This window comes from Cypionkella sp. (genome assembly GCF_028290025.1).
In the GTDB taxonomy this organism is placed as follows: domain Bacteria; phylum Pseudomonadota; class Alphaproteobacteria; order Rhodobacterales; family Rhodobacteraceae; genus Cypionkella.
Genome location: NZ_JAQGKQ010000050.1, coordinates 73,364 through 98,658, shown reverse-complemented (window position 1 = coordinate 98,658; position 25,295 = coordinate 73,364). Strand labels below are relative to the sequence as shown.

17 protein-coding genes are annotated in these 25,295 nt (G+C 59.2%); 15 read left to right on the top strand and 2 right to left on the bottom strand.

What is annotated here, in order from left to right; translation table 11 throughout:
- Positions 1-167 precede the first annotated feature (167 nt).
- The 15 genes from JWS10_RS07640 to pcaF all read left to right on the top strand — a co-directional run bounded on the left by JWS10_RS07640 (position 168) and on the right by pcaF (position 20,945).
- Positions 168-2,192, top strand: coding sequence for a hypothetical protein (locus JWS10_RS07640; protein ID WP_299506015.1), 2,025 nt, complete (start codon positions 168-170; stop codon positions 2,190-2,192).
- A 344-nt stretch (positions 2,193-2,536) separates the two neighbouring features.
- Positions 2,537-3,205: a response regulator transcription factor gene (locus tag JWS10_RS07635; RefSeq protein WP_299480119.1), complete on the top strand. Its 669-nt coding sequence runs from the start codon at positions 2,537-2,539 to the stop codon at positions 3,203-3,205.
- A gap of 262 nt (positions 3,206-3,467) precedes the next feature.
- Positions 3,468-4,781, top strand: a complete 1,314-nt coding sequence (locus JWS10_RS07630) for a nucleotide sugar dehydrogenase (RefSeq protein ID WP_299506012.1) — start codon at positions 3,468-3,470, stop codon at positions 4,779-4,781.
- A 5-nt stretch (positions 4,782-4,786) separates the two neighbouring features.
- Positions 4,787-6,259 carry a glycosyltransferase gene (locus JWS10_RS07625; RefSeq protein ID WP_299506009.1) on the top strand — a complete coding sequence of 491 codons (1,473 nt, stop codon included), beginning with the start codon at positions 4,787-4,789 and terminating at the stop codon, positions 6,257-6,259.
- Positions 6,260-6,279: 20 nt separating this feature from the next.
- A complete protein-coding gene (locus JWS10_RS07620) occupies positions 6,280-7,314 on the top strand; it encodes a hypothetical protein (protein WP_299506006.1) in 1,035 nt (344 codons plus the stop codon).
- 61 nt (positions 7,315-7,375) lie between these two features.
- Positions 7,376-8,863: a sugar phosphate nucleotidyltransferase gene (locus JWS10_RS07615; RefSeq protein WP_299506004.1), complete on the top strand. Its 1,488-nt coding sequence runs from the start codon at positions 7,376-7,378 to the stop codon at positions 8,861-8,863.
- Entirely contained in the window at positions 8,864-10,369 is a 1,506-nt protein-coding gene (locus tag JWS10_RS07610; protein ID WP_299506002.1) for a right-handed parallel beta-helix repeat-containing protein, read from the top strand. It begins immediately after the preceding gene.
- Between the two features lie 4 nt (positions 10,370-10,373).
- Complete coding sequence (locus JWS10_RS07605; protein ID WP_299506000.1) at positions 10,374-11,816, top strand: MBOAT family protein; 1,443 nt, start codon at positions 10,374-10,376, stop codon at positions 11,814-11,816.
- An 11-nt stretch (positions 11,817-11,827) separates the two neighbouring features.
- Complete coding sequence (locus tag JWS10_RS07600; RefSeq protein WP_299505998.1) at positions 11,828-12,910, top strand: hypothetical protein; 1,083 nt, start codon at positions 11,828-11,830, stop codon at positions 12,908-12,910.
- Entirely contained in the window at positions 12,900-13,712 is an 813-nt protein-coding gene (locus JWS10_RS07595) for a hypothetical protein (protein WP_299505995.1), read from the top strand. The genes JWS10_RS07600 and JWS10_RS07595 overlap by 11 nt, the downstream gene beginning before the upstream one ends.
- Positions 13,709-15,040 carry a hypothetical protein gene (locus tag JWS10_RS07590; RefSeq protein WP_299505993.1) on the top strand — a complete coding sequence of 444 codons (1,332 nt, stop codon included), beginning with the start codon at positions 13,709-13,711 and terminating at the stop codon, positions 15,038-15,040. Before JWS10_RS07595 ends, JWS10_RS07590 begins: the two co-directional genes overlap by 4 nt.
- Positions 15,037-15,675 carry an alginate O-acetyltransferase AlgF gene (locus JWS10_RS07585; protein ID WP_299505991.1) on the top strand — a complete coding sequence of 213 codons (639 nt, stop codon included), beginning with the start codon at positions 15,037-15,039 and terminating at the stop codon, positions 15,673-15,675. Before JWS10_RS07590 ends, JWS10_RS07585 begins: the two co-directional genes overlap by 4 nt.
- Positions 15,676-15,739: 64 nt before the next feature.
- Positions 15,740-18,505: a hypothetical protein gene (locus JWS10_RS07580; RefSeq protein ID WP_299505988.1), complete on the top strand. Its 2,766-nt coding sequence runs from the start codon at positions 15,740-15,742 to the stop codon at positions 18,503-18,505.
- The gene (locus JWS10_RS07575; RefSeq protein WP_299505985.1) at positions 18,502-19,647 is read left to right on the top strand and encodes an alginate lyase family protein; all 1,146 of its coding nucleotides are present in this window, start codon (positions 18,502-18,504) and stop codon (positions 19,645-19,647) included. The genes JWS10_RS07580 and JWS10_RS07575 overlap by 4 nt, the downstream gene beginning before the upstream one ends.
- A gap of 101 nt (positions 19,648-19,748) precedes the next feature.
- Positions 19,749-20,945, top strand: coding sequence for a 3-oxoadipyl-CoA thiolase (gene pcaF / locus JWS10_RS07570; protein ID WP_299505982.1), 1,197 nt, complete (start codon positions 19,749-19,751; stop codon positions 20,943-20,945).
- 52 nt (positions 20,946-20,997) lie between these two features.
- Here the strand turns inward: pcaF and JWS10_RS07565 are convergent, their stop codons facing one another.
- A complete protein-coding gene (locus tag JWS10_RS07565; protein WP_299505979.1) occupies positions 20,998-24,120 on the bottom strand; it encodes an efflux RND transporter permease subunit in 3,123 nt (1,040 codons plus the stop codon).
- On the bottom strand, positions 24,117-25,253 hold the full coding sequence (locus JWS10_RS07560) for an efflux RND transporter periplasmic adaptor subunit (RefSeq protein ID WP_299505976.1): 1,137 nt from the start codon (positions 25,251-25,253) through the stop codon (positions 24,117-24,119). Before JWS10_RS07560 ends, JWS10_RS07565 begins: the two co-directional genes overlap by 4 nt.
- Between the last annotated feature and the right edge of the window lie 42 nt (positions 25,254-25,295).

Here is a 25,295-nt window from a genome sequence, read left to right as displayed (position 1 = left end):
TGATTGTTTCCGTGCTATCAATCATTACGCGGGTATAGACCGACAGGTGATTGTCAGGGAAAACCCTTGTAGCGCACTTTGCGCACCGCCGACACAACCCCACCACATTCCCGCCCGATTTGGATCGCAGCCAAATAGGGTCTGTTGCTCAAGCTCATAGGTGTTTCATGGCCGCTGCTCTCTCCTCCAAGCTGATAACGATTGCCGCCGGAAGCTCGGCAGCCACAATTCAAGCCGCAATTAACTCCGCCAGCGCGGGCACCCATATCGTCTTGCAACAGGGCACGTACACTTTCAACAAAACCGTCGTGCTGAACAAAGACGGCATCACGCTCGAAGGTCAGGGCAATGTGACGATCATTGCCTCAAAGGCACTCGCGGGTGCGCCTGCGTTGCAAGTTGGCAGCACGCTGTTTCGCGAGGTTGAAACCGGCATCACCCGTTTGAGCGCAGCCGCGAATGAAGGCTCGTCCAGTCTGCATTTGACCAACCACACGATGAAGGTCGGCGATGTGCTGTGGATTGAGCGGCCGAATGATGCGGCATTGTTCAAAGAGATTGGCGATACGCTTTGGCAACAGGACAAGCCACTGCGCACCGCCATGGTCGTCGTCACTGCGGTTAACGGCAATACCGTCGTGTTAGACCGACCGCTGCCATTTGATTTCGATGCCAAGACCACGACCGTCGGCATCGCAGATGTGGTCGAGGATGTGACGGTGCGCAATCTGACGTTCAAGAGCGCATACGGCACCGCCAACCCTGCCAACTTCACCAATGGCAACGCAGCCGAAGATGGCGGCATTATGATGCTGGTCAACAGCTCGGTGCATACAGTGGTGCAGAATGTTGACATCGTGCAGCCGGGCTCCAACGGTCTGGTGCTCGGGCGTTCGATTGATGCCGTGGTTGATGATGTGACGGTGACGGGCGCCCAGAACAAGGGCGACGGTGGCAACGGCTATGCGTTTTGGCTGCGCGACATATACAACTGCACGTTCACCAATCTGAAAGCAGTGGATACCCGCCATGCTGTGCTGTTCGCCAGCTATACCTCGGCTGCCAACAACACGGTTCAGGTCGATTTCACCAACCGTGACATCAATTTCCACGGTGGATTAGACCACGACAACGTCATCATCGTGAACAATTCGGTCCGCAGCACGGCACAGCAAAGCTATATGGCATCGGTTAGTTTCTTCAACGAAGGCACCACATACGGCGCGCCGACCAATCCCGATACCAACGTGATCAAATTCGCCAACGTAGTAGCAACGGTGCGTGCAGATGCCTTGGTGGCGGTGGATACCGGGGCGACGATCAGCACACTATCAGGCAATGACAGCGTCGTAGGCGGTGCAGGCAACGACAAGATTGATCTTGGCACCGGTTCTGATCTGGTGCTGGCCTCAGCGGGACAGGATACCATTATCGGCGGGCAAGGCACTGATCGGCTGGTTTTCGGCGTGAAAAGCGCGGATGTTCTGCTGACAACCATAGCCGGGCAAGATGTGATCCTAAGCGCGCTGGGCTACAGTTTCATTTCTGGCATGGAAGAGTTTCAGTTCAGCGATGGCGTCAAACCCTTAAGCGCCTTGCCGACACTGACCTCTGCGGGCACCTCGCTTGGCAAGTTGGATCTGGCGATCCCTTCGGCTGCGGCTGCATCGGTGGTTAATGTGAAGCTCGGCGGAAGTGCCAATCTCGATTTCGTTGGCAACGCCAAGGCCAATCAGATCATGGGCAACACAGGCAGCAATCTCTTGTTCGGTGAAGGCGGAAATGACCAACTTCACGGCTACGCTGGCAATGATCTCTTGAACGGTGGCGGTGGTAACGACAGCCTTTCGGGTGGAATGGGTCGGGATACCCTGAATGGTGGCACAGGTAACAACGGCCTGATCGGTGGCGTGGATGCCGATGTGTTCATCGCCAGCAAAGGCACCAATTCCGTGCGCGACTTCAGCTTTGGCCAGCACGACACTTTGGTGTTCTTCGGGTTCTCCAATCCTGATCTGGCAGAATCGCTTGACCATTGGAGCCACGGCGTCGCCCGTTCTTCAGATGATTTTACGATCTCAAGACATGTGCGCAGTGGCGTGAGCTACCTCACCCTCACATCTGATCTGGGAGATTCTTTGATTCTGTCGAATGTGAGCGCGTCAGCACTGCACGACTACCTGCTAGGCTGATCAGCCTAATCTACATGCCGCGTATGCAAACGTCATCAAAAGGCAGCCCGAGCTCACGGCTTTCCCCTGACACGCACGTAAGGCAAAAGCTTACATGCCAGCTTCCAATCAGCCCTTCTTGTAAGCAGTTGAGCGCAATTTTGCCCAATTTCCCGTAGGTTTAGCAAAAGTCATCGAATTGCTGCACCGCGTCATTGTAGCGTCGCAATAACATACGATATTGTGCAACTGTAGGTAGATTAGTCGACTTGTTCCAGAGAGGGGACGCGTTAACAATTTAGCCGTTTTCGCCCGAGTCGCCATTCTGGCGTCGTGCCCGGCGCAGGCGATACCAAGGAAATAGTATGAACGTTGAAGACCAAAAGATCCGCATGGTGGTCATCGACAAAGATCCAATGTTCGCGCTGGGCCTGTGCTCGTTGCTCGAAAAGCGTCCGAATATGCACGCATTGGCTTTCACGCCAACTGATCTGCTGGGTGCCGCCAAAGACCATATTATTGAGGCGACCGATATCGCCTTGTTAGACCCGGCGCAGATTGATTTGCTGCCATCGCAACTGGCGCAGCGCTTGCGCGACAGGTTTGCCGCGCGCTGCATCATCAGTTACACCAATGATATGTCCACAACGCTGGCCCGCGCCTGTCTTTCAGCGGGGTTCCGCGGCGTGCTGCCAAGGTCGGCGGGGCTAGAGCAGTTAGAGGCTGCCATCTCAGCGGTGCATGGCGGCGCTACCTGCATTGATCCGATTTTTGCACATCTGTTTGACAACTCACAACCCGCGCGCGCCAATCCGCGCACCCGTGATCTGACCGAGCGTGAGACGTATGTTCTCAAGTCGGTCGCTTACGGCAAAAGCCTGAAAGAGATCGGGCTGGAGTTAGACCTCTCATCCAAGACCATTGAAACTTACAAGGCGCGGGGCAGTAGCAAGCTGAACCTGCAAGGTCGCCGCGCCATCGTCGAATACGCGATTCGCAACGGTTGGGTTCAATCGGAAGAGCGCATCGCCTGACATTTCAAAACCGTGAACAAGTCCGTGCCTCAGCACACCCAAATAGGGTGTCCTGGGGTCAAAGTCATTGTTTCTGCATTGCGGCATAATCTTTCGGTCTAGCCCTACGTCCAACCTTTAGGTGTAGGGGATTCCGTAAAAATTGCGTCAAAAGTGGGGGTTTAGCCTGACTTTTCAAAACTGTTTGCGCAACCTTAAGGTGGCGTTAATGCTGCACTGCCGCATTTTCGCCGCAGAGAACCAGTTCAAAAGGACGATTGTAATGGCCAAAATAGTCGTGTTCGGGATCGGATATGTGGGTGTGGTTTCGGCAGCTTGTCTGGCGAAAGACGGCCATGAAGTGATCGCGGTGGATGTTGATCCGGGCAAGGTCGCCGCGATCAACGCGGGGCTTTCCCCCATCGTTGAGCACGGCCTGCCAGAGCTGATCGCCGAGGTTTTCGCGGCAGGTAAACTCACCGCCACTTTGGATGCGGCCGCCGCTGTGCAAGCCGCTGATGCGTCGTTTGTCTGCGTTGGCACCCCTTCGGCTGAAGATGGCTCCATCGGTTTGAAATATGTCGAAAGCTGCTGCCGCGCGATCGCCGCAGCACTTCCCGGCAAAGACGGTTTCCATTCGGTGATCGTGCGCTCAACAATCGTTCCCGGCACGATGGAGAAGGTCTGTATCCCGATCCTTGAGGAAGTTTCCGGCATGAAAGCCGGGGAAGGCTTCGGCGTTGGCTACTACCCCGAGTTCTTGCGCGAAAGCACCGCGATCCAAGATTACTACGATCCCGGCCTGATCGTGTTCGGCGCACTGGAAAAGAAGACCGCTGATTTCCTGACCATGCTGAACAAAGACCTGCCCTGCGATGTGAACGTCGTCGATGTGCGCTCAGCCGAGATGATCAAATACACCTCGAACGCTTGGCGCGCGGTGAAGGTCACGTTTGCCAATGAGATTGGCAACATCGCCAAGGCTTGCGGCCTCGATGGTCAAGCCGTGATGAAGATCCTGTGCTCGGATCACAAGGTTTCGATGAGCCCGTATTTCATGCGCCCCGGCTTTGCCTTTGGCGGCTCGTGCCTGCCGAAAGACGTCCGTGCCCTCCGCTCCATCGCGGCCGATATCGAAGTCGCCTCGCCGCTGCTGGATGCCGTGCTTATCGCCAACGCTGAACAGATCAACCGGGCAGAAGCTATGGTGATGGCCTCGGGTTCCACCTCGGTCGGCCTTGTCGGCATCAGCTTTAAACCCGGCACCGATGACATGCGCGAAAGCCCATTGGCTGAACTCGCCGCCCGTTTGATCGAACAGGGCATGACGCTGAACGTTTATGACCCCTTCGTGCACGAAGCCTACGCCAATGACATGAGCGCCGCTGGCCGTGGCAACGATTACAACATTGATTTGAAGAACCGTCTGGTGCCGACAATCAAGGAACTGCTGGCGAAATCTGACATCGTTCTCGTCGGCAACAAATACGACGACACGCTGGAGGAGCTGAACGCAGCCACCCACCCGGTGATCGACCTCACTCGCATCAAAGCCGGCAAACGCTCGGGCGGCTCTTATCAGGGCATTTGCTGGTAATGATGATGCTGGGACATATCGCTTACATCGCTGTGATGTTTTGGCTGGGGCTTAGCCTGCCGCTACATGCGATGGGCGATGTCGGCATTGCTTTGGTGGTGGTCGGTGTGATTGGCCTATGGCGCTACACTTGGGCCGCCACCAACTTCCTGCGGGCGATGCTGTTCCTGAAATGGGTCTACCCGCGCCGCAAGGCTCAAGCGATGGCTGCCTATGCGGCACTGCCCACCCCGGCCCACGCCTACTTCCTTGTCACCAGCTATAAGATCGAACCGGAGGTGACGACCCGGGTTTACCAAGCCCTATTCCGCGCCGCCGCTGCCTCGGTTGGTGGTGCGACGGTGGTGTGTTCGGTGGTCGATACCGCCGACGCCCGCCTGATCCGCAACATCTTTGACCGCATGGCGATTGATACCTCGACCGTCCGCCTGATGGTCGATCAGATTGCAGGCACTGGCAAACGTGACGCGCTCGCCCGCTCCCTGCGCCTGATCGCAGGAGAAGCTCCGACTCGCCGCGATATCGTGCTGTTTGTCGATGGCGACAGCTGTGTGCCGGAAGACATCGTCGCCGCCACAGCACCATTCTTCACCAATCCCGATATGGGTGCCGTGACGACAGATGAAGAAGTCGAGATCCGCGCCACCGACATGCCACTGTTCCGCGATTGGTTCATGCTGCGCTTTAACCAGCGCCAAGTGATGATGTCGTCAATGGGCCTGTCGGATCGCGTGCTGACGCTGACCGGCCGGATGAGCGTGGTACGTGCCGATCTTGCCACCAACGCAGGCTTCATCAACCAAGTTCAAAGCGATTTCATCGACCATTGGCGGCTTGGTCGGGTCAATTTTCTGACTGGCGACGACAAATCCACTTGGTTCTGGCTGCTGAAAAATGGCTACAAGATGGGCTACCTGCCCGACGTCGCCTCGCTGTCGATGGAAAGCCAACCGCGCCCCGGATTTGTGGATTCCGCCCTGACCCTGATGATGCGCTGGTTTGGCAACATGCTGCGCACCAATGGCCGCGCGCTGTCACTGTCGCCCAACAGCATCGGCTGGTTCACTTGGTGGTCGATCCTTGATCAGCGCGTCGGCATCTGGACCACGCTTGCAGGCCCAATCTCCGTTCTGTTCGGCGCGGTGTTTATCGAGCCGCTCGCACTGCCAGTCTACATCGCTTGGGTGATGTTCACCCGCTATTGCTACTGCTGGATACTCGCCTCCGTGCGCTTCCAGCCGTTCCCGATCACCTACCCGTTCTTGCTTTACTTCAGCCAGATCACCGGAGCAGCCGTCAAAAGCTACGTGCTGTTCCGCCTAGATCGCCAACGCTGGACCCGCCAATCAGCCCGCAAAGCCCGCGCCGTCGGAGTGCCATTGCGCCAACGCCTGCAAGGCTGGTCATCGACCTTCTCCCACTCCCTCGCCCTAGGATGGCTGACTTTGGGCGTGATTCTTTTGTCTGGTATCGTTTGAATTCGTGAAGGATTTCTGAAATGGACACCCAAGTCGCTGAACATATAGCTCTGGCTCCGCTGCCAATTCTGCCAGTGCAAGGTGAGCATCCTTTGCTGGATATTCCCTTCGTCGTCGGCATCGACGGTCGGCAATTCAAGGGTGAGCGTTTGTCCTTGGTCGCCGCCGAAATCACCGGCCTGATGGACCCTGCGATGGATGGCGCGACCCGCCTGATGCGCTTCATGTTCCCGTTCAAAGGTTTCAGCGTCACGCTGGAAGTGCTGGGCAAGGTGCAATCGTTAGACCGCGACAAGGGTGCCGCCACGGTTAACTTCGTTGACCCAACCGGCGAGCATCTGCCGCAACTGCGTCACCTCATCAACTCCTACATCGCCGGTGATCTGGTGGCGCTGGGCGAGGTGATTGGTGTAGCGCCTTCGATCCCATCGCCCGCCAATCGTGCCGCAAGCGTCGCCGTCAAACGCCTCACCTTCAGCCGCATTCTGGGCAGCGCAGGCTTGGCGCTTGCAACTTTGGCACTCGTCGCCGCTGTCGGCACGCTGGCCTATAACCGCATCTTCACTCAGCCTCTGACCGCCCCCGGTTTGGCCGTGCAAGACGGCATGACCCTCGCCGCCGTCAGCGCGGGTCAGGTCGATTACGTCAATCTCGCCGCCGCCAAGGGCGAGGTGGCTTTCACCATCCGCGCCATCTCCGGCGAATTGCTGTCGATCTCAATGCCCTGCGACTGCACCGCGACGGCACTTGCCGCGACCGTCGGTGCCACCGTCAGCGCCGGAGAGCCGATGCTGAACGTCCACACCGCCGATGCACCTGTGTTGCTGACAGCGACCGTCCCGGCCTCGGATGTGCTGACCCTAGCCTTCGCCGATCATGTCAACGCGACCTTCGGCGACGGCACCACCATCAAAGCCAAAGCCGACCCCGCCAGCCTGCGCGCCGAAGCCACAGATGCAGGTCTGCCGGTGCGGCTGATCCCAGAAACCCCGTTGCAGCCGGATCAACTTGGCCAACTCGCCAAGCTGACCATCATCAAGAAACCTTGGTTCTAGATCAATAAGTTAGCCATCCAATTCCCAATTCACCTCGGACAATGAGTTAGCGGAGCGTGCAATGAAAACGTCGATTTACCCCTTGGTTCTGTGCGGTGGCATGGGATCGCGGCTATGGCCGATGTCTCGGGTCGAGCAGCCCAAGCAGTTTCAACCAGTCCAAGGCAAAGGCAGTCTGAGCTATTTCCAGACCACACTGCAGCGCCATCGCGGCGGCGTGTTCAAATCGCCGATCATCGTGACCAGTGCCGGGCAAACTCAACTCGTCGCGCGGCAAATGCGCGATCTGCAACTGACCGGCACGGTGATTGCTGAACCAATGGGGCGCAACACCGGCCCCGCCGTTCTGGCCGCTGCGCTGAGCATCGTCGCCGAGGATCCCGAAGCGCAGCTTTTGGTGCTACCATCCGATCACATCATCACCGGCGATTTGAACGCGACCGTTGTCGCAATGCAGCAGGCGGCGGACGATGGCCGCATCGTGCTGTTCGGTGTGCCGCCCGCATACCCCGAAATCGGTTACGGCTACATCGTCGATGGCGGTGGCTACACCAATTATCCCGGCTTGCACCGCGTTGAAACCTTCATCGAAAAACCCCCATACGAGCGCGCCCAAGCCCTGATCTCCGGCGGCTATTCCTATTGGGCGTCGGGCATCAGCCTATTCCGCGCTGACGTGCTGATCGAAGAGTTCCACCGCTTCGAGCCTGAGACATTCTACGCGGTCTCCGCCGCCGTAAGCGCGGGCAAGATGATCAACGGCGCGCTGCATCTGGAAGAAACCGCTTTCGTCAAAGCCAAGTCCGAACCCACCGAACGCATGGTGTTCGAACGCTCCACCGCCGTTGCCCTAGCCCCGGCCCGCGATATCCAATGGGACGACGTTGGCGCATGGAATGCCGTCCAGAAAATCTCGACCCGCAACGAGCATGGCAACGTCATCAACGGCGATGTCTTTGCGCTGGATACCCAAAACTCGCTGATCCAAAGCGACTCGCGTTTGGTTGCGGTGATCGGTCTGCAAGACATCATCGTGGTTGATACGCCGGATGCTTTGCTGGTGATGAACCGCGATCATGCCCAAAGCGTCAAGCAGGTGGTTGAACATCTCAAAGGCTTGAACCGCCCCGAAGTCGCCAGCCACCTTCTGCGCGATACCAACTGGGGCCAGATCGAAACCATCTCGAAAGATGATGGCTACGACATGCGGATGCTGGTCGTCGCCCCCGGTGCCTCGCTGCGTGTTAACGGCACGGGCCACGGCCCCAGCCTGCTCACCTTCCTAAATGGCGGCGGCGTTTATGAGCGTGAAGGCCAGATGATCGTGGTGGAACGTGGCGACAGTGTCGCAATTCCCGCCGACGTGACCCTGCGGCTAACCAACACGGGGTCGAAAGAACTGCGCGCGATGCAGTTGCTGATGACCTATGGCACCGAAGACTCCGCCCGAACCGCCTCACCAACCATAAAGGCCGTGGCGTCGCTGTTCGCCAAAGCTGATCTGGTGGAGCCTTTGGCAGATTTCGCGCAGTATGGCGTGGTGCAGTAAATGACCCGCGCTTTGGCATATTTAGCGAGCGTCGCGCTGATCGGGGTAAGCATGGTGCAAGCCGCGCCGCAGCTTGTCGCCCCCGCAGCGCTGCAAGCCAATATCGCCGGCCTTCGGCAAGACGCCACCGCGATGAGCGCGCCCGATTTCGGCTATAACGCCGCAGCCCAGATCGGCGCGCTATATGCGGTTCAACCCGCGCCTCAGCCCAAAGCAATGGCGAATGTGATGTTGCCCCCCGGCGATACCGCCAAAGTCGCTGCCGGAGATACCCAAATCGCGCTGACCCAGCTTTCGATTTCGGAAGGCACCAACAACCAACTGCGTGTCCAGCAGGCTCAACACGGCAGCAAAGACGGCATTTTCCTCAGCGCAGGCGTGATCACCTTGCAAGATCTTGCCGCCACCGCACAACAGCAAGGCATCGCCGGCATCACGCTCAATGATGGCGTTGTAACGCTGACCAAGCCGCTGGTGATCTGGCTCGGTGCGGCACTGGTGATCCGCCCCGGCGATGTGCTGGAAATGCACGCAGCCGATGGCGCTTTCCTGCTGAACTTCGGGCAACTCGATCTGCGCGGGGCAACCTTGCGCAGCGATGTGGCCGTCACCGCACCGGAATCCCAATACCGCCCCTTCGTGCTGACCTCTGGCTCTGGCCAAGTCTATGCCGAGTCCAACCAATTCTACGGCCTCGGCATGGCCGGGATGGGCCCATTCGCGGGCTTTGTCGTATCAACTCAAGGTCTGTTCGCCTCGACCACCGTGTCGATGCTGCACGCCAACCGCTTTGAAGACCTCGGCGGCGTTGCGATGATCGGCACCAAAGGCGCGCAGATCACCCAAAACGCCTTTCTCGCCTCGCGTGGCAGCGCGCTGACCTTGTCGCAAGTGGTCGATGGAGCAGCGCTGGGCAACACGATTTACGCCACCAAAGCCGGTCCCGGCTTGCGGGTGACGGCGCGGTCGCAAGATATGCTGGTCGCGGGCAATCTGGTGTTGAGCGGGCAGGGCAATGGCGTGCAACTTGACGGCGGTATCACTGGCATCACCCTGCGCGGCAATGCTGTGCTGGATAACGCGGAAACCGGCCTCGCCGCCAAATCCGCCGAATGCCTGTCGGTGCAAAGCAATGTGATTGCGGCCAACGGTGCTGCGGGCCTGCGACTGTCGAAGACCGGCTATGCGCAGATCATCGGCAACGCGGTGGTGGCTAATGAAGGCTCGGCCATCGCCGTCGGTGGGCAACTCAGCAAAGCGCGGCTCGATCTTAGCGGCAATCTGATGGCGCAAAACCAAATCGGCCTCAGCGGTGCGCAACTGACTCGAGTGACGATGCGCGGCAATGATCTGACCGCACAACTGCCCCGTCTGTTCGATGGTGAGTTCGCCCAACATCAGGCGGCATTTCTGACCTCGGGCCAAAATGGCCAAACGGTCGATTTTCAAATTACCAGCGATCCGGCGAGCGATGCCGATTTCGCTTCGGCATGTAACCAGGAGTAACACTATGGTCTTTTCATCGGAAACCTTCCTGTTCCTGTTCTTGCCGTTATTCCTGTGCATTTACTACCTGACGCCCGCCAAAGGCCGCTCGATGGTGATCTTGCTCGCCTCATATCTGTTCTACGGCTGGTGGCGCTTTGACTTCCTGCTGCTGCTGTTCGGCACAACCGTCTGGACCTTCTGCATCGGCCTGATGATCGCGAAAAACCTCGACACCCCCCGCGCTAAAGTCTGGTGCGGTATTGGCGTTGCGGGCTGTCTTTGCGTGCTCGGCGTGTTCAAATACCTCAACTTTTTCATCGACAGCCTTGCACAACTGGTCGGCACCGATGCCGCTGGGCTAGGAGTCCACTGGCGCCTGATCCTGCCAATCGGCGTGTCGTTCTACGTGTTCCACTCGATCAGCTATCTGGTCGATGTGACCCGCAAAGACGCCGATGCCACGCTGAAGTTCTTCGACTTCGCCGCCTTCATCGCCTTGTTCCCGCAACTGGTCGCAGGCCCGATCCTGCGCTTCAAAGACCTCGCCGATCAGTTCAAACACCGCACCCATTCACTCGTGCTGTTCGCCGATGGCCTCGCCCTGTTCGTCGTCGGCCTCGGTAAAAAGGTTCTGCTCGCCGATACCGTTGCCCCCCTCGCCGATATCGCGTTCACCACCCCCGACCCATCCGCCGCCCTGTCATGGCTAGGCTCTATCGCCTACATGATGCAGCTTTACTTCGACTTCTCAGGCTATTCCGACATGGCTGTTGGCCTCGGCCTGATGATGGGCTTCCGCTTTCGCAAAAACTTCGACATGCCCTATATCAGCCGCTCGATCACCGAGTTTTGGCGGCGCTGGCACATCTCGCTATCGGTCTGGCTGCGCGACTATCTCTATATCCCACTCGGCGGCAACCGCGTCGGCCCCGGCCGCACCTATGTCAACCTGATGACGGTGATGGTGCTCGGCGGATTGTGGCACGGCGCCAACGGCACCTTCCTCGCTTGGGGCATCTGGCACGGCTCTTGGCTGGCGATTGAGCGCGCAACTGGCTGGGCCAACCGCAGCTCCACCATCGGCCTGATCCAAACCCTGCTACTGGTCTTAATCGGTTGGGTCGCCTTCCGCGCCGCCGATATGACGCAAGCCATGGACGTTTACGCTGGCATGATCGGCCTGCATGGCTTTGCCATTCCAATGGATATTGCCTTCCAGATCAGCGGCGAAAGCATGGTGATGCTGTTGATCGCAATAATTTACTGCGCAGCCGAGCCTCGCATCAACCGCATCGGCAAAGACATGTATTTCGCCCCCCAAGGCGGCATTGGCATCAGCGGAGCAGGCACCCTGACCGCCACCACCTCGCTGCTGCCCGTCGCCGTAATCTCGCTGATCGCCATGCTCGCGATCATGAAACTGGCCGAGGCGAGCTTCTCGCCCTTCCTTTACTTCCAGTTCTGAAGGATCACACCATGCAGCGCCTTTATCGGATGTCCCGCTATTTCCTGCCCGTGATGTTCTTCGGCTACGTCCCGTTCGCCAATCTCGCGGTATATGAAGAACCCGGCGGCAAGCTGGCCGCCTTCGACATGGCCGCCCTGCGTGGCAGCGTCACCCATAGCTTTGACACGCTTTACAAAACCGCGATGCCGCACCGTGATGCCTCTATCGGTGTCGTCGGGGCTGCGCGCTATCTGCTGATCGGCGAGGGGCGCAAAGGCGTCGTTGTCGGCAAAGACGGCTGGCTGTTCACCAATGAAGAAACCCGGCCGCTGCCCGTCAGCCTACAGCCCTCGGTCGCGAAAATCGCCGAAATACGCGATCAACTCGCGACCCACGGCACCAAACTGATCGTGCTGCCGCTGCCCGCCAAGGTCGATGTGCAATCAGCCGAGGCCGCATCGCCCGAGCTTTCCGCCGAGATGGCAGGCTTTTACAGCGACCTTCTCGCCAAGCTGAACGCCGCTCACGTTGAAACCGTCGATGCCCGCACCCCTCTGCTCGAACTTGTGAAATCGAAACCGGCGTTCTTCGCCACCGATACCCACTGGACGCTAGACGGAGCCGCAGCCGTCGCCGCTGCCATCGCCAAATCCGGCCTGATCCCGCTTGGCACCGCAGAGATGACGCGCACCGAGGAACCGAAAACCGAATTTGCCGGCGATCTGGTGTCCTACGTCACCACCGAAGGCATCGCGCCAATGCTTGGCCTCATCCGTGAAGACGCCAATCCCTATCTCGTCGCTGGCACTGCCGACACTTCGGATATTTTCGCCGCGCCGCAAGTCGATGTTGTCCTCGTCGGCACCTCTTACAGCGCCAATCCGCATTGGAGCTTTGCCGAAGCCCTGAAACTCGATCTGCACCAAGACGTGCTGAACGCCGCAGAGCAGGGCCAAGGTCCAGTCAAACCGATGGACAGTTACCTTGCCTCCGAAAGTCTCCGCGATACTCCGCCGAAAGTGGTGATTTGGGAAATCCCCCTGCGCTATCTGACCGACCCAAAACTATGGGACGGCCATAAGGTTGGTCAGGAGCTGGCAAGTGCAGATTAAATCCGCCCTCATCGCCGCGTTGATGCTGACCAGCTTTATGGCGACTCCGTTGCCGGTGCAGGCAGAAGATCGCGTGGTGCCCCCGACCGTGGTGTCGAAGGTCCATCTCAGTAAAGAACAAAAAGCCGCCAAATTGGCCGAAAGGTTGGCCCTGCAGAAGGCCGCGCGTTTAGCCGCCAAACCTGCGGTTGACCCAGTGGTGTCACGGCTGAAAACGCTGCACAACCGCATGATTGCAAAGCAAGAGTTGAAAGACCGCGAGCTGCAGGAACTGGCGGATTCCGGCGATGGTCTGGCGGCGTTCTATTACGCCCGCCGCCTTGAAGAAACCGGCAAGACCAGCGCACTTCCCTCCGCCACGCATTACTACGCGATGGCGTCCTATCTGGACCGCGAATTTGCCATTCACCGCCTGATCGCCCTGATGAAGTCGCCCGAGGTTAAACTTTCGGATGCCCAGATCAAAGGCGGCAAGGACGCGCTGGTTAAACTGGCCAATGCTGGCAATACCACTGCCGCGCTTGGGCTTGCCGATCTATATGCCGCAGGCCAGCCTTTCCCCCAAGACGCCGCCGAGTCGCGCTATTGGTTGCTGCGCGCCGCAAAGTCAGGCGACGCCAATGCCGCGCAAAAGCTGGCGCAGTCCGCGATCATGCCGCCAGACGGCAGCCCACCCGATGTGCCTACCGCGCGTGCAGCTTTGGCGCTGATGGTCGCCTCGAATGAACCCGGCAAAGTCGCGATGGCGCAAACCCTGCTCGCCCGGCTTGATGCCACTGACCCAACGGAGGTTTCTCAATGACCGCAGCTTTCAAGCTTGCCGCTGCCCTTGGCCTAAGCCTCGCAGGCAGCCCCGCCCTTGCGCAAACCGCCACCAACTTTGACTGCAACAACTACGAGTTCAACACCATCCTTCCTGCGATTGAGGGCAAAGATGGCGTGTTCTTCCGCACCTTCGCAGATCTGCGGATGCAACATCCACTCGACGAACGCACCGTGCAAATGATGGGCCAACTGGCGAAAGTGTTGAAGGAAAACGGCACCACGCTGGTCTATGTGACAATTCCTTCGAAATCGCAGGTGATGCCGCAATACCTGCCCGCCCACGCCGCTGACTATGGCTTCCAGCCCGAAGTTGCCGATGCGATCTACACCGATTTCATCACCCGTTTGAACCAAGCGGGCGTTGAGGCGACCGATATGATGACCGCCCTGCGCACCAACAAAGGTGGCGAGCGGGCGCTGTTTGGCGCCGACTTTCACTGGACGTCTCAAGGCGCTCGACTGGGTGCGCAAGCGATTGCCGAGACCCTCAAAGCCGATCCAGACTATGCCGATCTGCCGAAGCAAACCTTCGTGACGACCGCGATTGCCCCGGAAGTTGCGTTCTCGGGGATGCGCCGTACGCTGCAAGGCTACTGCGAAAATTCGCTGCCGCCGACCGAGACCATGGCCTACAGAACCGAGGCCACCGCCAGCACTGATGACGCTGCCGCTGGCCTCGACATCTTCGCCACCCCAAGCGATGTGCTGCCTGCGGTTCTGGTCGGCACGTCCTATTCTGACTCGCCAATCAATAATTTCGCGGGCTTTCTGGCTGAATACTCGCAGTTGGAAATCGTCAACTACGCGATTACTGGTGGCAACCAATTCGGCTCAATGACCTCTTATATGACTTCAGACGAGTTTAAGGCGCAGCGCCCGCGCTTTTTAATCTGGGAAAACCCGATCTATAACAATCTCGCCCAATATGGTGCTGCCCCGATGGAAGAGCTAATCGCCGCTGCCGGTAATTCCTGCACCACCAATATGCCTGTGACTAAAATCGACGCCAACACAGTGGAAGCCTCGCTCGAAGGCATCAAACTCGGCGCTGATGATGCAATTTTTGCTGACTTCGGTGCCGAGGGTCCGCGCGTTGCCACTTTTAACATCGAAGCCGCCGATGGTTTAATCCGCCATTCGAAAATAGAGCGCAGCACTCGGTTGCGCGCTACTGGTAACTTCTACCTAGGGTTGTCTGCCTTTACGATGCCGGATATTAAGAAAGTGACGGTGCATTTTGACCGGCCCGTCACAGAGGCAACAACGCTTAGTTTTTGCGCAAATACCAAAGGAGATGCGTCATGATTAAAGATTGTAACTGGAAGATGATTCTTTGCCTCTGCTGGGCAGGCATGTCGGCCTCGGCAGCACTGGCTCAAGATGGCGGTCTTTACGAAGACGTGCCCGATCCAAGCGCCAGCTTTGTGCGTGTTGTCGCAGCCTCGCCAACCAATGCGGTGATCGACAGCAAGACCTTCGATCAGCTGGATGACGGGATATCGGGCTATGTCGTCGTTACCAAACCCGGCGAAATCAATCTGGTGACAGGCGTTGATGATGCCACCGTTACCGTCGCTGCTGGCAAGTACTACTCGTATGTCGTCGGTGCAGATGGCACCAAAACGCTTGTGCCCGAAGATATCACCTCAAATCCAGCGCAAGCGGTGATCAGCTTCTTCAACCTTAGCGATCTGCCGACAGTTGATTTGTATGTTCCCGCCGCCAAGGCCGTCGCCCTAAAGGGTGTCGCGATGAATGGTGCGGCCAACGTGGCGCTGAAAGCCCCGCTCAAGCTGGATTTTGAAGTGCGTGACGGCGACAAGGTGCTCGCCAGCCTGCCAGCCGTTGATCTGCAACGCCGGGGCGGTGTTGCCATCGTGCTGCGCGGGTCTGCGGGCAACTACACCGTGGTCGGCTCCAACTCGGCTCTTGCGAACTAAGCTTGACGGCCCAACCGCCGCGCGGATCATCTCGCGCGGCGGCAAATCGGCAAAAGGATAAACCATGACACGCGCCGCAGCCCTGATCTCTCGTCCGCTAATGTCGCTCTGCCTTGTCGCTGTGACCGGGCTTCCCGGCTTTGCACAATCCAGCGCGCAGACCGTCGCGGTGAACTTTGAGCCGCCCCGGATCGAGGTTGAAAAGATCTGCGCCGCCAGCGCGTCGGATGAAGAACTCGCGGCGAAATGGCTTGGCTGGGATGGCAAGGCGCTGCCCGATACCGACCCCGAACTGATCCAGCGCGAACTTCGCCGTCTGATGGACAGCGACGCGATCCGCTGGTTTGACACCATACAGAAAGCGCACACGCTGATGTCGGCGGTCGATCCGCAATTCACCACCGACAAGGCGCTGCTGGCTCGGGCTGAATTGCTCATCGCTGCGGGCCGCTTGAAAGAGCTTACAAATCAACGCCTTATTGATCAGCTGATGGCAAATGAGAATGGCGGCTCGCCGCGCTTGCAGAACATCCTCGCGGATTTCCTGATGAATGGCACCGGCATCGCCGTTGATAAACAAAAAGGTCTGCAACTTCTGGTCGCCGCAGGCTATGGCGGTAACGCTGATGCGCTGTTGAAGATCGTCGCCTTGCAGGAAAAGGGTACGCAAATCCCCGGTTGGGACGTGCCGCCTGACATTGCGATAACCATGGCTTTCGGCGCTCTGGTCGGCAAGATGGATCCGATGATCTGCGACCGAGTTGCCCGGATTGCGCGCGAGTATATGAACGGCACCATTGTCACACGTGACGTCAGTTTGGCCGAAAAATGGTTCCGCTTCGGTGCTGATATGGGCGACGGCGTTTCGGCTTGGAAAGTCGCCGAGATGCATCTGCGCTCGGAAGATCTGGTGAAGTCCAACGAAACCTTGATCACCTATCTGACCAAAGCCGCCGATGCGGGCCTGCCTTATGCGCAAGTCGCACTGGGTCGCCTTTACGAGCAAGGCGCGCTTGTCGGCACCAAAGACATTGATCACGCCCGCGCGCTTTACAACCAAGCCGCGCAATTTGGCGATCGGGCGGGCCTGCTGCGCAATGCGCTGTTCTTGCAATCCGAAGCCAAGGCCGACCCCGCATATCAAGCCGCCTACCGCGCTGCACTGGAAGAATTCTCCAAGCGCAAAGACGCTCCGGCTTGGATTTTCATCGCTTTGGGCGATTTTGAGATCGCAGACAAAGGCCGCTGGGGCGGCGAGTCTACCGCCATAGCCTATTATGAAAAAGCCGAGGCGATGGGCGAGGCGAGCGCCACCAAGCGTTTGACTCCGATCCGCTTTCGCTACGCCGATACCTCGAAAGCCTTCTATGAGGTGATCGACGAGGTGATCGACACCGTCCATACCGGTGGCGAGATTGATCCGATGAACGGCTTGAAAGACGCCTTCAGTTGCCGCGCCCCGCATGCACCTCAGCGCGAAGAAGCGTTATATTGGGGCGACATCAGCGCGGCCACTGGCACCAAAACCGCCGAATACACTCCTGAGCAACTGCTTGATCTGATCGCCAACCCCAACCCGCAGGACATCGCCCGGCTGCAAAGTCAGGCGCTGTATGGCCGCCCCACCGCCATCGCGCAATACATGGCCGTGATGCAACGCAGCGGCGCTTCAGCCGAGCAAATGGCGTTTTGGGAAAGCTATTCCAAACGCTTCGCAGGCATCACTGCCGCCCGGGGTCGTCTCGAAAATAAGTTTGCCGAAATTGGCCAAAATCTTAGCGATCCTGCAATCTACCTGCGCACCGCTGTTGCCGAAGGCGATACCACTGCCGAGGTTGATCTCGCTGAACTTCTGATGAAACGCGACCCCGCAGCCAACGCCGCCGCAACGCTCGCCGCCATTGAGCCTTTGGCTGAAAATGGCGTAGGTGCTGCCATGCGGATGCTGCCCAGCCTCGACCCCGCCCGCTTCCCCGATATGGCAGCCGTCTATGCAAAATATGCCAAAGTGATTGAGGCTCGTGGTGATTTCACCGCCGTGGTGCTGGCCCTACCGTTCCAAACCGTCGCCACCCGCCGCGAAGATTACCTGCACCGCGCCACCACCGCGACCGATTGCAGCTTTGATGAGGTCCGCACCATTGCTGACGCACTCGGTCAGTTGGGCGATCATCCTGCCTTTACCAAATGGCTCGAAATCGCCGAATTCCTCAGTGAAAACGATGGTTGGCGCTTGGTGCAGCTTGGTGATCTGCTGCGTCAATATGGCAATGAGGCAGACGAACCCGCGCAACTCGCCTTTTATGAACGCGGCTTGGCGGACGGCAACACTACCGCCATTCACCGCCTACTAGACGTGTTCAGCCGTGCCGGAGCGCCGAAGTTCGATGCCGACCGTGCCGCCGATCTCTACGTCGCCTTGGTTGAACGCAGCGCCCCGCAAGACATTCCGCGCGCCTTGGCTCGGCTTTCGGTCGCACAAAAGGATATCCAGGTAAACGCCTTCGCTCGACTTGATGTGCCAGCACTCTATCGTGCGGCTGCCGATGCCGGCAATCCGGCGGGTATGCGGGAGTATGGCAAATTGCTGCAAGCCAGCGCCACATCCGCCGACGAACTCGCAGCCTCAACGCAATGGATCTCCAAAGCTGCTGCGGCAGGCGATGTGCAAGCGATGCTGGTCTATTCGGACTCGCTTGCCTTTGGTCTGGGTGTGCCACCTTCACGCGAAGACGCACTGGCTTGGCTGCAAAAAGCCGCTGACGCAGGCAATGCCGATGCAGCCGTCAAAGTCCGCAGCCTGATGCTGCAACCGGTGGCAAGTCAATGAGCGCCCGCATCCGGAATACGGTCTTGGCGCTCGTCCTGATCGGCTCCGGCCAACAGGCTTTGGCGCAAGCCGAGCCTGCCGCCGACGAGCCCAAGCCCTTCGTATGTTTTGACGCGATCCCGCCAGTCACCGCGCTCGACATCCCCAGCCGCTACAAAGATGACAGCAAAAACCGCTCGGAGTTTGACGCCGCTGCCAACGCGGCTGTCGAGGCTGCACTGAACCCGGTGGATGATTTCATCAATATCTTGGTGAAAAATGCCAACGCAGCACTTCAAATCACCGCCGCGCCCGAGGTTGATCCGAACGCCCCGGTCGATCCACCTGCCGAAGTCAAACCTGAGACCCCACCCGATCTCGCCAAGCAAACTCAAATCGCCGATTGCGTCGTGGATCGCCTGCATGAATGGGCCGCAGCCGATGCGCTGGCCGATATGAAAACCCAAGGCGCGCAGCTTTCGGTGCCAAGCCGTATTGGCGGCCTCGCGATGGCCTATGCCCAAGTGCGCGGCCTTGCCACCCAAGACACCCGCCAGCCCGCTATTGAGGCGTGGCTGACCGCGCGGATGCAGGCGAGCATGGTGTTTTTCGACACCGAAGCCCCGCCCAAATCGCGCCAGAATAACCTGCGCGCTTGGGCCGCTTTGGCTGCAGCGCAGGTCGGTTTGCTGCAAAACGACGTGGTAATGACAACTTGGGCCGCCGATTCCGTCAAACTGGTGCTGTGCACCGCCACCCCTGAAGGCGCTTTGCCGAATGAGATGTGGCGCGGCAAACTTGCGCTGCACTACCAAATCCACGCCGTCGGCCCCTTGGTGACGACCACAGCTTTGCTGCAACCGACGTTCCCCGATCTGCTCGCCACTTGCGACAATGCCCTGCTGCGTGTGGTGCGCTTCACCCTCAAAGCCGTGGAAGACCCGAAACTGGTCGAGGCGATCACCGACAAACCGCAGAAGTTTGACCCCCCCGCCGAGATGAAGCGCGCGTTCCAGTTCGCATGGCTGGCCCCGCTGGCGACTTTGGCGCAAGAGCCGGATTTCACCACCTTCGCGGCGAAGTTTGAACTGCTCAGCAACTCAAAACTGGGTGGCAAACAAAGCCTGCTGTGGCCTGCGCCAAAAGACCCCGCCACACCGTAAACCCCTCGCGCGGGCAAGCATCGCCAAGCCCGCGCCATATGCCGCTCTCGACATTGCCGGGAATTATTAATACTTGAAGAAACCCCAATGCTGGAGCCGCCATGACAGAGGTCTATATCTGCGACTATATCCGCACCCCAATCGGGCGCTTTGGTGGCAGCCTTTCCTTTATTCGCACCGATGATCTTGCGGCAATTCCCCTACGCGCCCTGATCGCCCGAAATCCCGATGTCGATTGGGATGGCGTTGACGATGTGGTGCTAGGTTGCGCCAATCAGGCGGGCGAGGATAACCGCAACGTCGCCCGCATGGCGCTTTTGCTCGCGGGCCTGCCGCAGAGCGTCACCGGCACCACGATCAACCGTCTGTGTGGGTCTGGCATGGACGCGATCCTGCTCGCTGCCCGTCAGATCAAAGCGGGTGAGGCTGATCTGATCATCGCAGGCGGCGTCGAATCCATGTCGCGCGCGCCCTTCGTGATGCCCAAAGCCGAAACCGCGTTCTCTCGCGCCGCTGAAATTCACGACACCACAATCGGCTGGCGTTTTATCAACCCGGCGATGCAGGCGGCTTACGGCACCGACTCCATGCCGGAAACCGCCGAGAACGTCGCCGCGGATTGCAACATTTCCCGCGTCGATCAAGACGCATTCGCCCTGCGCTCTCAGTCCAATGCCAGCGCCGCTCAAGCCAATGGCCGTCTTGCCCAAGAAATCACCCCAGTCAGCATCCCGCAACGCAAGGGTGATCCGCTGCTAGTCACCCAAGACGAACACCCCCGCGCCACCACGCTGGAAGCCCTCGCCAAACTCGGCACCCCGTTCCGCAAAGGCGGCAGCGTCACCGCAGGCAACGCGAGCGGAGTCAATGATGGTGCCGCCGCCCTGATCATCGCCTCCGCCGCAGCTGCCCACAAACACGGCCTCACCCCCATCGCCCGTATCCTCGGTGGCGCAACTGCCGGAGTAGCCCCCCGCGTCATGGGCCTTGGCCCGATCCCCGCCAGCCAAAAACTGATGGCTCGCCTAAACCTGACGCAATCCGACTTCGCCACCATCGAACTCAACGAAGCCTTTGCCTCTCAGGGTCTCGCCACCCTGCGCGCGCTTGGTATTGCCGACGATGACCCCCGCGTGAACCCCAACGGCGGCGCAATCGCTCTCGGCCACCCGCTTGGCATGTCTGGAGCCCGCATCACCGGGACGGCGGCTTTGCAACTGCAACCCGGTCAGCGCGCCTTGGCGACCATGTGCATCGGGGTAGGGCAGGGCATCGCTATTGCGCTAGAGCGGGCATAGAAAAACCCGCCGCTTCCGAAGATGCGGCGGGCCATTTAGATCACGCGGCACATTATTCGGCAGCAGAGAGCCGCTTCTTCCAGAACCACCGCCGACCCTCACGCAGGCTGCGATTGGACCGGCTCACCAGCATCAGCATCGACGGCGTCACGATCAGCGTCAGAATCGTTGCGAACGCCAGCCCGTAGACAATCGCCGACGACAGCGAAATCCACCATTGTGTCGAAGGCGCACCAATCGTCGTCTCGTGGCTGAGCAGTTCAAGGTTCAACCCGAAGGCAATCGGAAACACCCCGAAAATCGCCGTCAGCGCGGTTAGCACCACCGGACGCGCCCGCTCGCGACAGGTTTCCAGCACCGCCTCAATCTTATCCATGCCCTCATCGCGCAACTGGTCATAGGTCGCGATCAACACGATGTTGTTGTTCACCACCACCCCCGCCAAGGCGATCACGCCGATGCCTGTCATCACCACGCCAAACGGCTGACCCATGATCATCAGGCCCAAAAACACCCCAATGGTTGACATGATCACCGCCGACAGCACCAAGCCAACCGAGATGAACTTGTTGAACTGCGCCAACAGCACCACGAAAATCAGGAAGATCGCCGCCCCAAACGCTTTGCCCAGAAACGCCCCAGCTTCGGCCTGCTCTTGATCCTCGCCCGCCATATTCCAGCGTATCCCCGCTTTGGCATAACCAGCCTCGGCAAAGGTTTTTTCGAGCATCGCCTGCACCTGTTGGCGCACCAAATCCGGCTGCACATTCGCGCTGGCGGCAATCCCCGCCTGCACCGTAATCGTTCGCGCGCCACCCAATCGGGTCAGTGTGCCAGTCGTCGCCGCCGCACTGCGCGTCACGAAGTTAGAAATCGGCACCGGGCCATCCGGCGTCTCAATCCGCAACTGATCCAGCGCAGATATCGTGCGCTGTTCGGGCGGCAAACGCAGCACGATATCCACCGGATCATCCGAGCCCGCCGGTCTGAACTCTGACAGCTTCAGCCCAGACGTCACCATCTGAACCACCGCGCCCACCGCCGCAGGCGAAGCGCCATAACGCGCCGCCTCGCCCCGATCTACCATCAGTTCCCAATCCACACCCGGCAGCGGCAGACCGTTCGCCACGTCGATCACGTTCGGGATAGTCTTCAGCTTTTCCGCAATCGCGCGCGCCGCATCGTTCAGCCCCGCCGGATCGTCCGCCCACAGCTCAATCTGAATGGCCTTGCCCGTCGGCGGCCCCGCTGCGGGCACGGACACTTCAATATCCACGCCGGGAATGCCCTGCATCGCCACCCGCAGATCAGCCAGAATGTCATTCGCTGGCTTGCGTTCACGCCAATCGACAAACTCATACTGAATGGTGCCAATCGTATCTGGTGGAGCCTCGCTCGCCCCCTGACCTGGAGCACCCACCCGCGTGTAAACCGTCTTCAGCCCCGGCCAGCCGAGTATCCGCGCCTCGGCCTGCCGGGTCAGCACGTCCATCTCATCAATCGACAGATTGCCGCGCGCCTTCACATACAGCAGCCCATAATCCGGCTCGACATTCGGAAAAAACTCCACGCCCTTGCCCATATGCGTATAGGTGTAAGGCACCGCCACCAGCGTTGCGATGGCAATGCTCAGCACGACAAACGGATGCCGAATAGCCTTGCCCACCACCCACATATACGCGCCATCCTTATGCTGCGGCGGATGCGGGAACGGTTTGGCGATAATCGCGCCCAAAGTCGGCACGAAGATCAGCGCATAAAGCATTGAAGCCGAAAGCGTCGCGATCAGCGTGATCGGCATGTATTTCATAAACTCGCCGACAATTCCCGGCCAGAACAGCAAGGGTGAGAACGCAGCAATCCGCGTCAGGGTGGAGGCTATCACCGGCCCAGACATCTTATGGCTGGCTTCGGCAAACGCATCGCGCTTGTCCATGCCCTCACCCATCCGGCGCTCGGCATATTCCACCACGATGATGGCATCATCCACCAGCATCCCCACCGCGAGGATCAGACTGAACAGCACCACAAGGTTCACCGTCAGCCCCGCCAAAGACAGCCCCAAAATCCCCATCAGGAACGACGACGGGATAGCCAAGCCGATCAAAATCGACGACCGCACCGACAGCGCATACAAAATCACGATGAACACCAGCACCACCGCCGTCAGCACCGAGTTTTGCAGATCGCTTAACAACTGCCGGATCGTCGTCGATTTATCCTGAGAAAACGACACCACCACCCCCGGCGGCATCTGCTTTTGCAACTCGGCGGTGACAGCCTTCACCGTATCCACCGTATCAATCAAGTTCGAGCCGATCCGCTTTGAAACCTCGATCGCCACCGCAGCCTTGCCGTCCAACCGGGTGATCGTCGTCGGATCTTTCAGCGCCGGCCGGATTTCCGCCAGATCGCTGACCCGCACAATCGCATTGCCCTCAGCTACCACCGGCACTCCGGCCAAATCCTGCACCGTCTCAATCAGCGACGGCACTTTGATGGCGTAACGCCCCTCAGCCCCCTCCAAAGATCCCGCCGCTATCAGCCGATTATTGGCGTAAAAGCCCGCAATCATAGTATCGGGCCGCAGCCCGTAGGATGACAGCTTGGCCGGATCAATCACGATCTCAACCACATCCTCGCGCACACCCTGCAACGCGGCGTCGAGCACACCCGGAATATCCTCAATCCGGTCGCGCAACGCCCGCGCCGTGGCGTTCAGCGTGCGTTCCGGCACATCGCCCGACAAGGTCACCACCAGCACCGGAAACTCCGACAGGTTAACCTCGTTCACCGTCGGCTCATCCACCTCGGCAGGCAGATCGGGCCGCGCATCGTCAACCTTATCTTTCACATCCGACTTCGCTTTGGCGAGGTTCGCCCCGGCCTGAAACTCCAACAACACATTGCCGCCACCCTGATACGCGGTCGCGGTCATCTTCTTGATACCTTGGATCGACTTCAGCGCGGTTTCCATCGGCCGCAGCAACAGCCGTTCACTGTCTTCCGGCGAAATCCCGTCCAGCGTCATCGACACATAGATGATCGGAATTTGCACATCCGGCTCGGCTTCTTTCGGGATGGTGTAATACGCCAGCGCCCCCGACAAAATCAGGAACACCAGCACCGAAATCGTCAGCCGCGCATTGCGGATAGCAAGTTCTACCAGCTTCATTTCATCGCCTCAGCCGCTTGTGCCGGAGTCAATTCCGACACCGTCACCACATCGCCATCCGTCACCAGATCCTGCCCCGCGACGATCACCTTTTTGTCCTTCGGCACGCCCGTCACCACCATGCCCGCCTCGCCATCGTCAATCACCGTCACCGGCGCAAACTCGGCTTTGCTGTCAGCCCCAACCACCCGCAGACCAATCACGCCATCCTCGTTAATGGTAATAATTGACCGAGGCACCAGCACAGCGGGCACCGGAGCCGTGTATAGCCGCACCTCTGCCGTCATGCCCGCAGGGATTGCGTGATCGGCATTGGGCAGCGCCACCTCCACCTCAAACGTCCGCGTCGCGGCGGAAGCTTGCGCCGACACATGCCGCACGGCGCCTTCCAGTTCTGCCCCATCAACCAGCCGCACCTTGGCCTTCGAGCCGATCGACACGAACGCTACGTCGCGCTCGCTCACTTCGGCTTTCACTACAATCGGGTCCAGCGCCAGAATTGTTGCAATCGCCGCGCCTGCCTGTACCCATTCGCCCACTTCCACATCGACCGTATCCACAGTCCCCGCAAACGGCGCTTTCAAAAGCAGACGATCCTCGGCGGCTCTGGCCTCCGACAGCGCAGCCTCCGCCGCAGCCTTCCGCGCCCGGCGTGAGATCAACTCCAACTCGGGTAAGCTGCCCCTGTCATACAGAGTTTGCCCGATCCGCAATTCTTCGGTCGCTTGCTCCAGCGCCGCCTGCGCCGTCTCGACCCCTGCCAAAACTTCCGAGCCTTCCAGCCGCACGACCAGGGCATCGGCCGCAATCTCACCGCCCTGCTTCACACCCAACTCATGCACGATCCCCGCCGCACGCGCCGCCAGCACCGCCTGCTTATCGGCTTCCGTTGCCCCTGAAACGCGGATTTCGCGCGCATAATCAATGAATGTCGGGACCACCGCCGCCACCGTCCGTTGCACTGGCACCGCAGCCTCAGGCGCCTCGGCCGCCTCGGCGCTTTGACCCGCTACGTCAGCGTCGGGTTTTGCTTCTTCGCTACCCACAGCCGAAAACTCGCCCGTTGCCACCCAAGCAGCGGCGGCGACCAGCACAACAATAGCAGTGACGCGATGAGCAGTGAAAAATGACATGAATACGACCCTGACTACACCCGAACGCCGCACCAAGGCGCA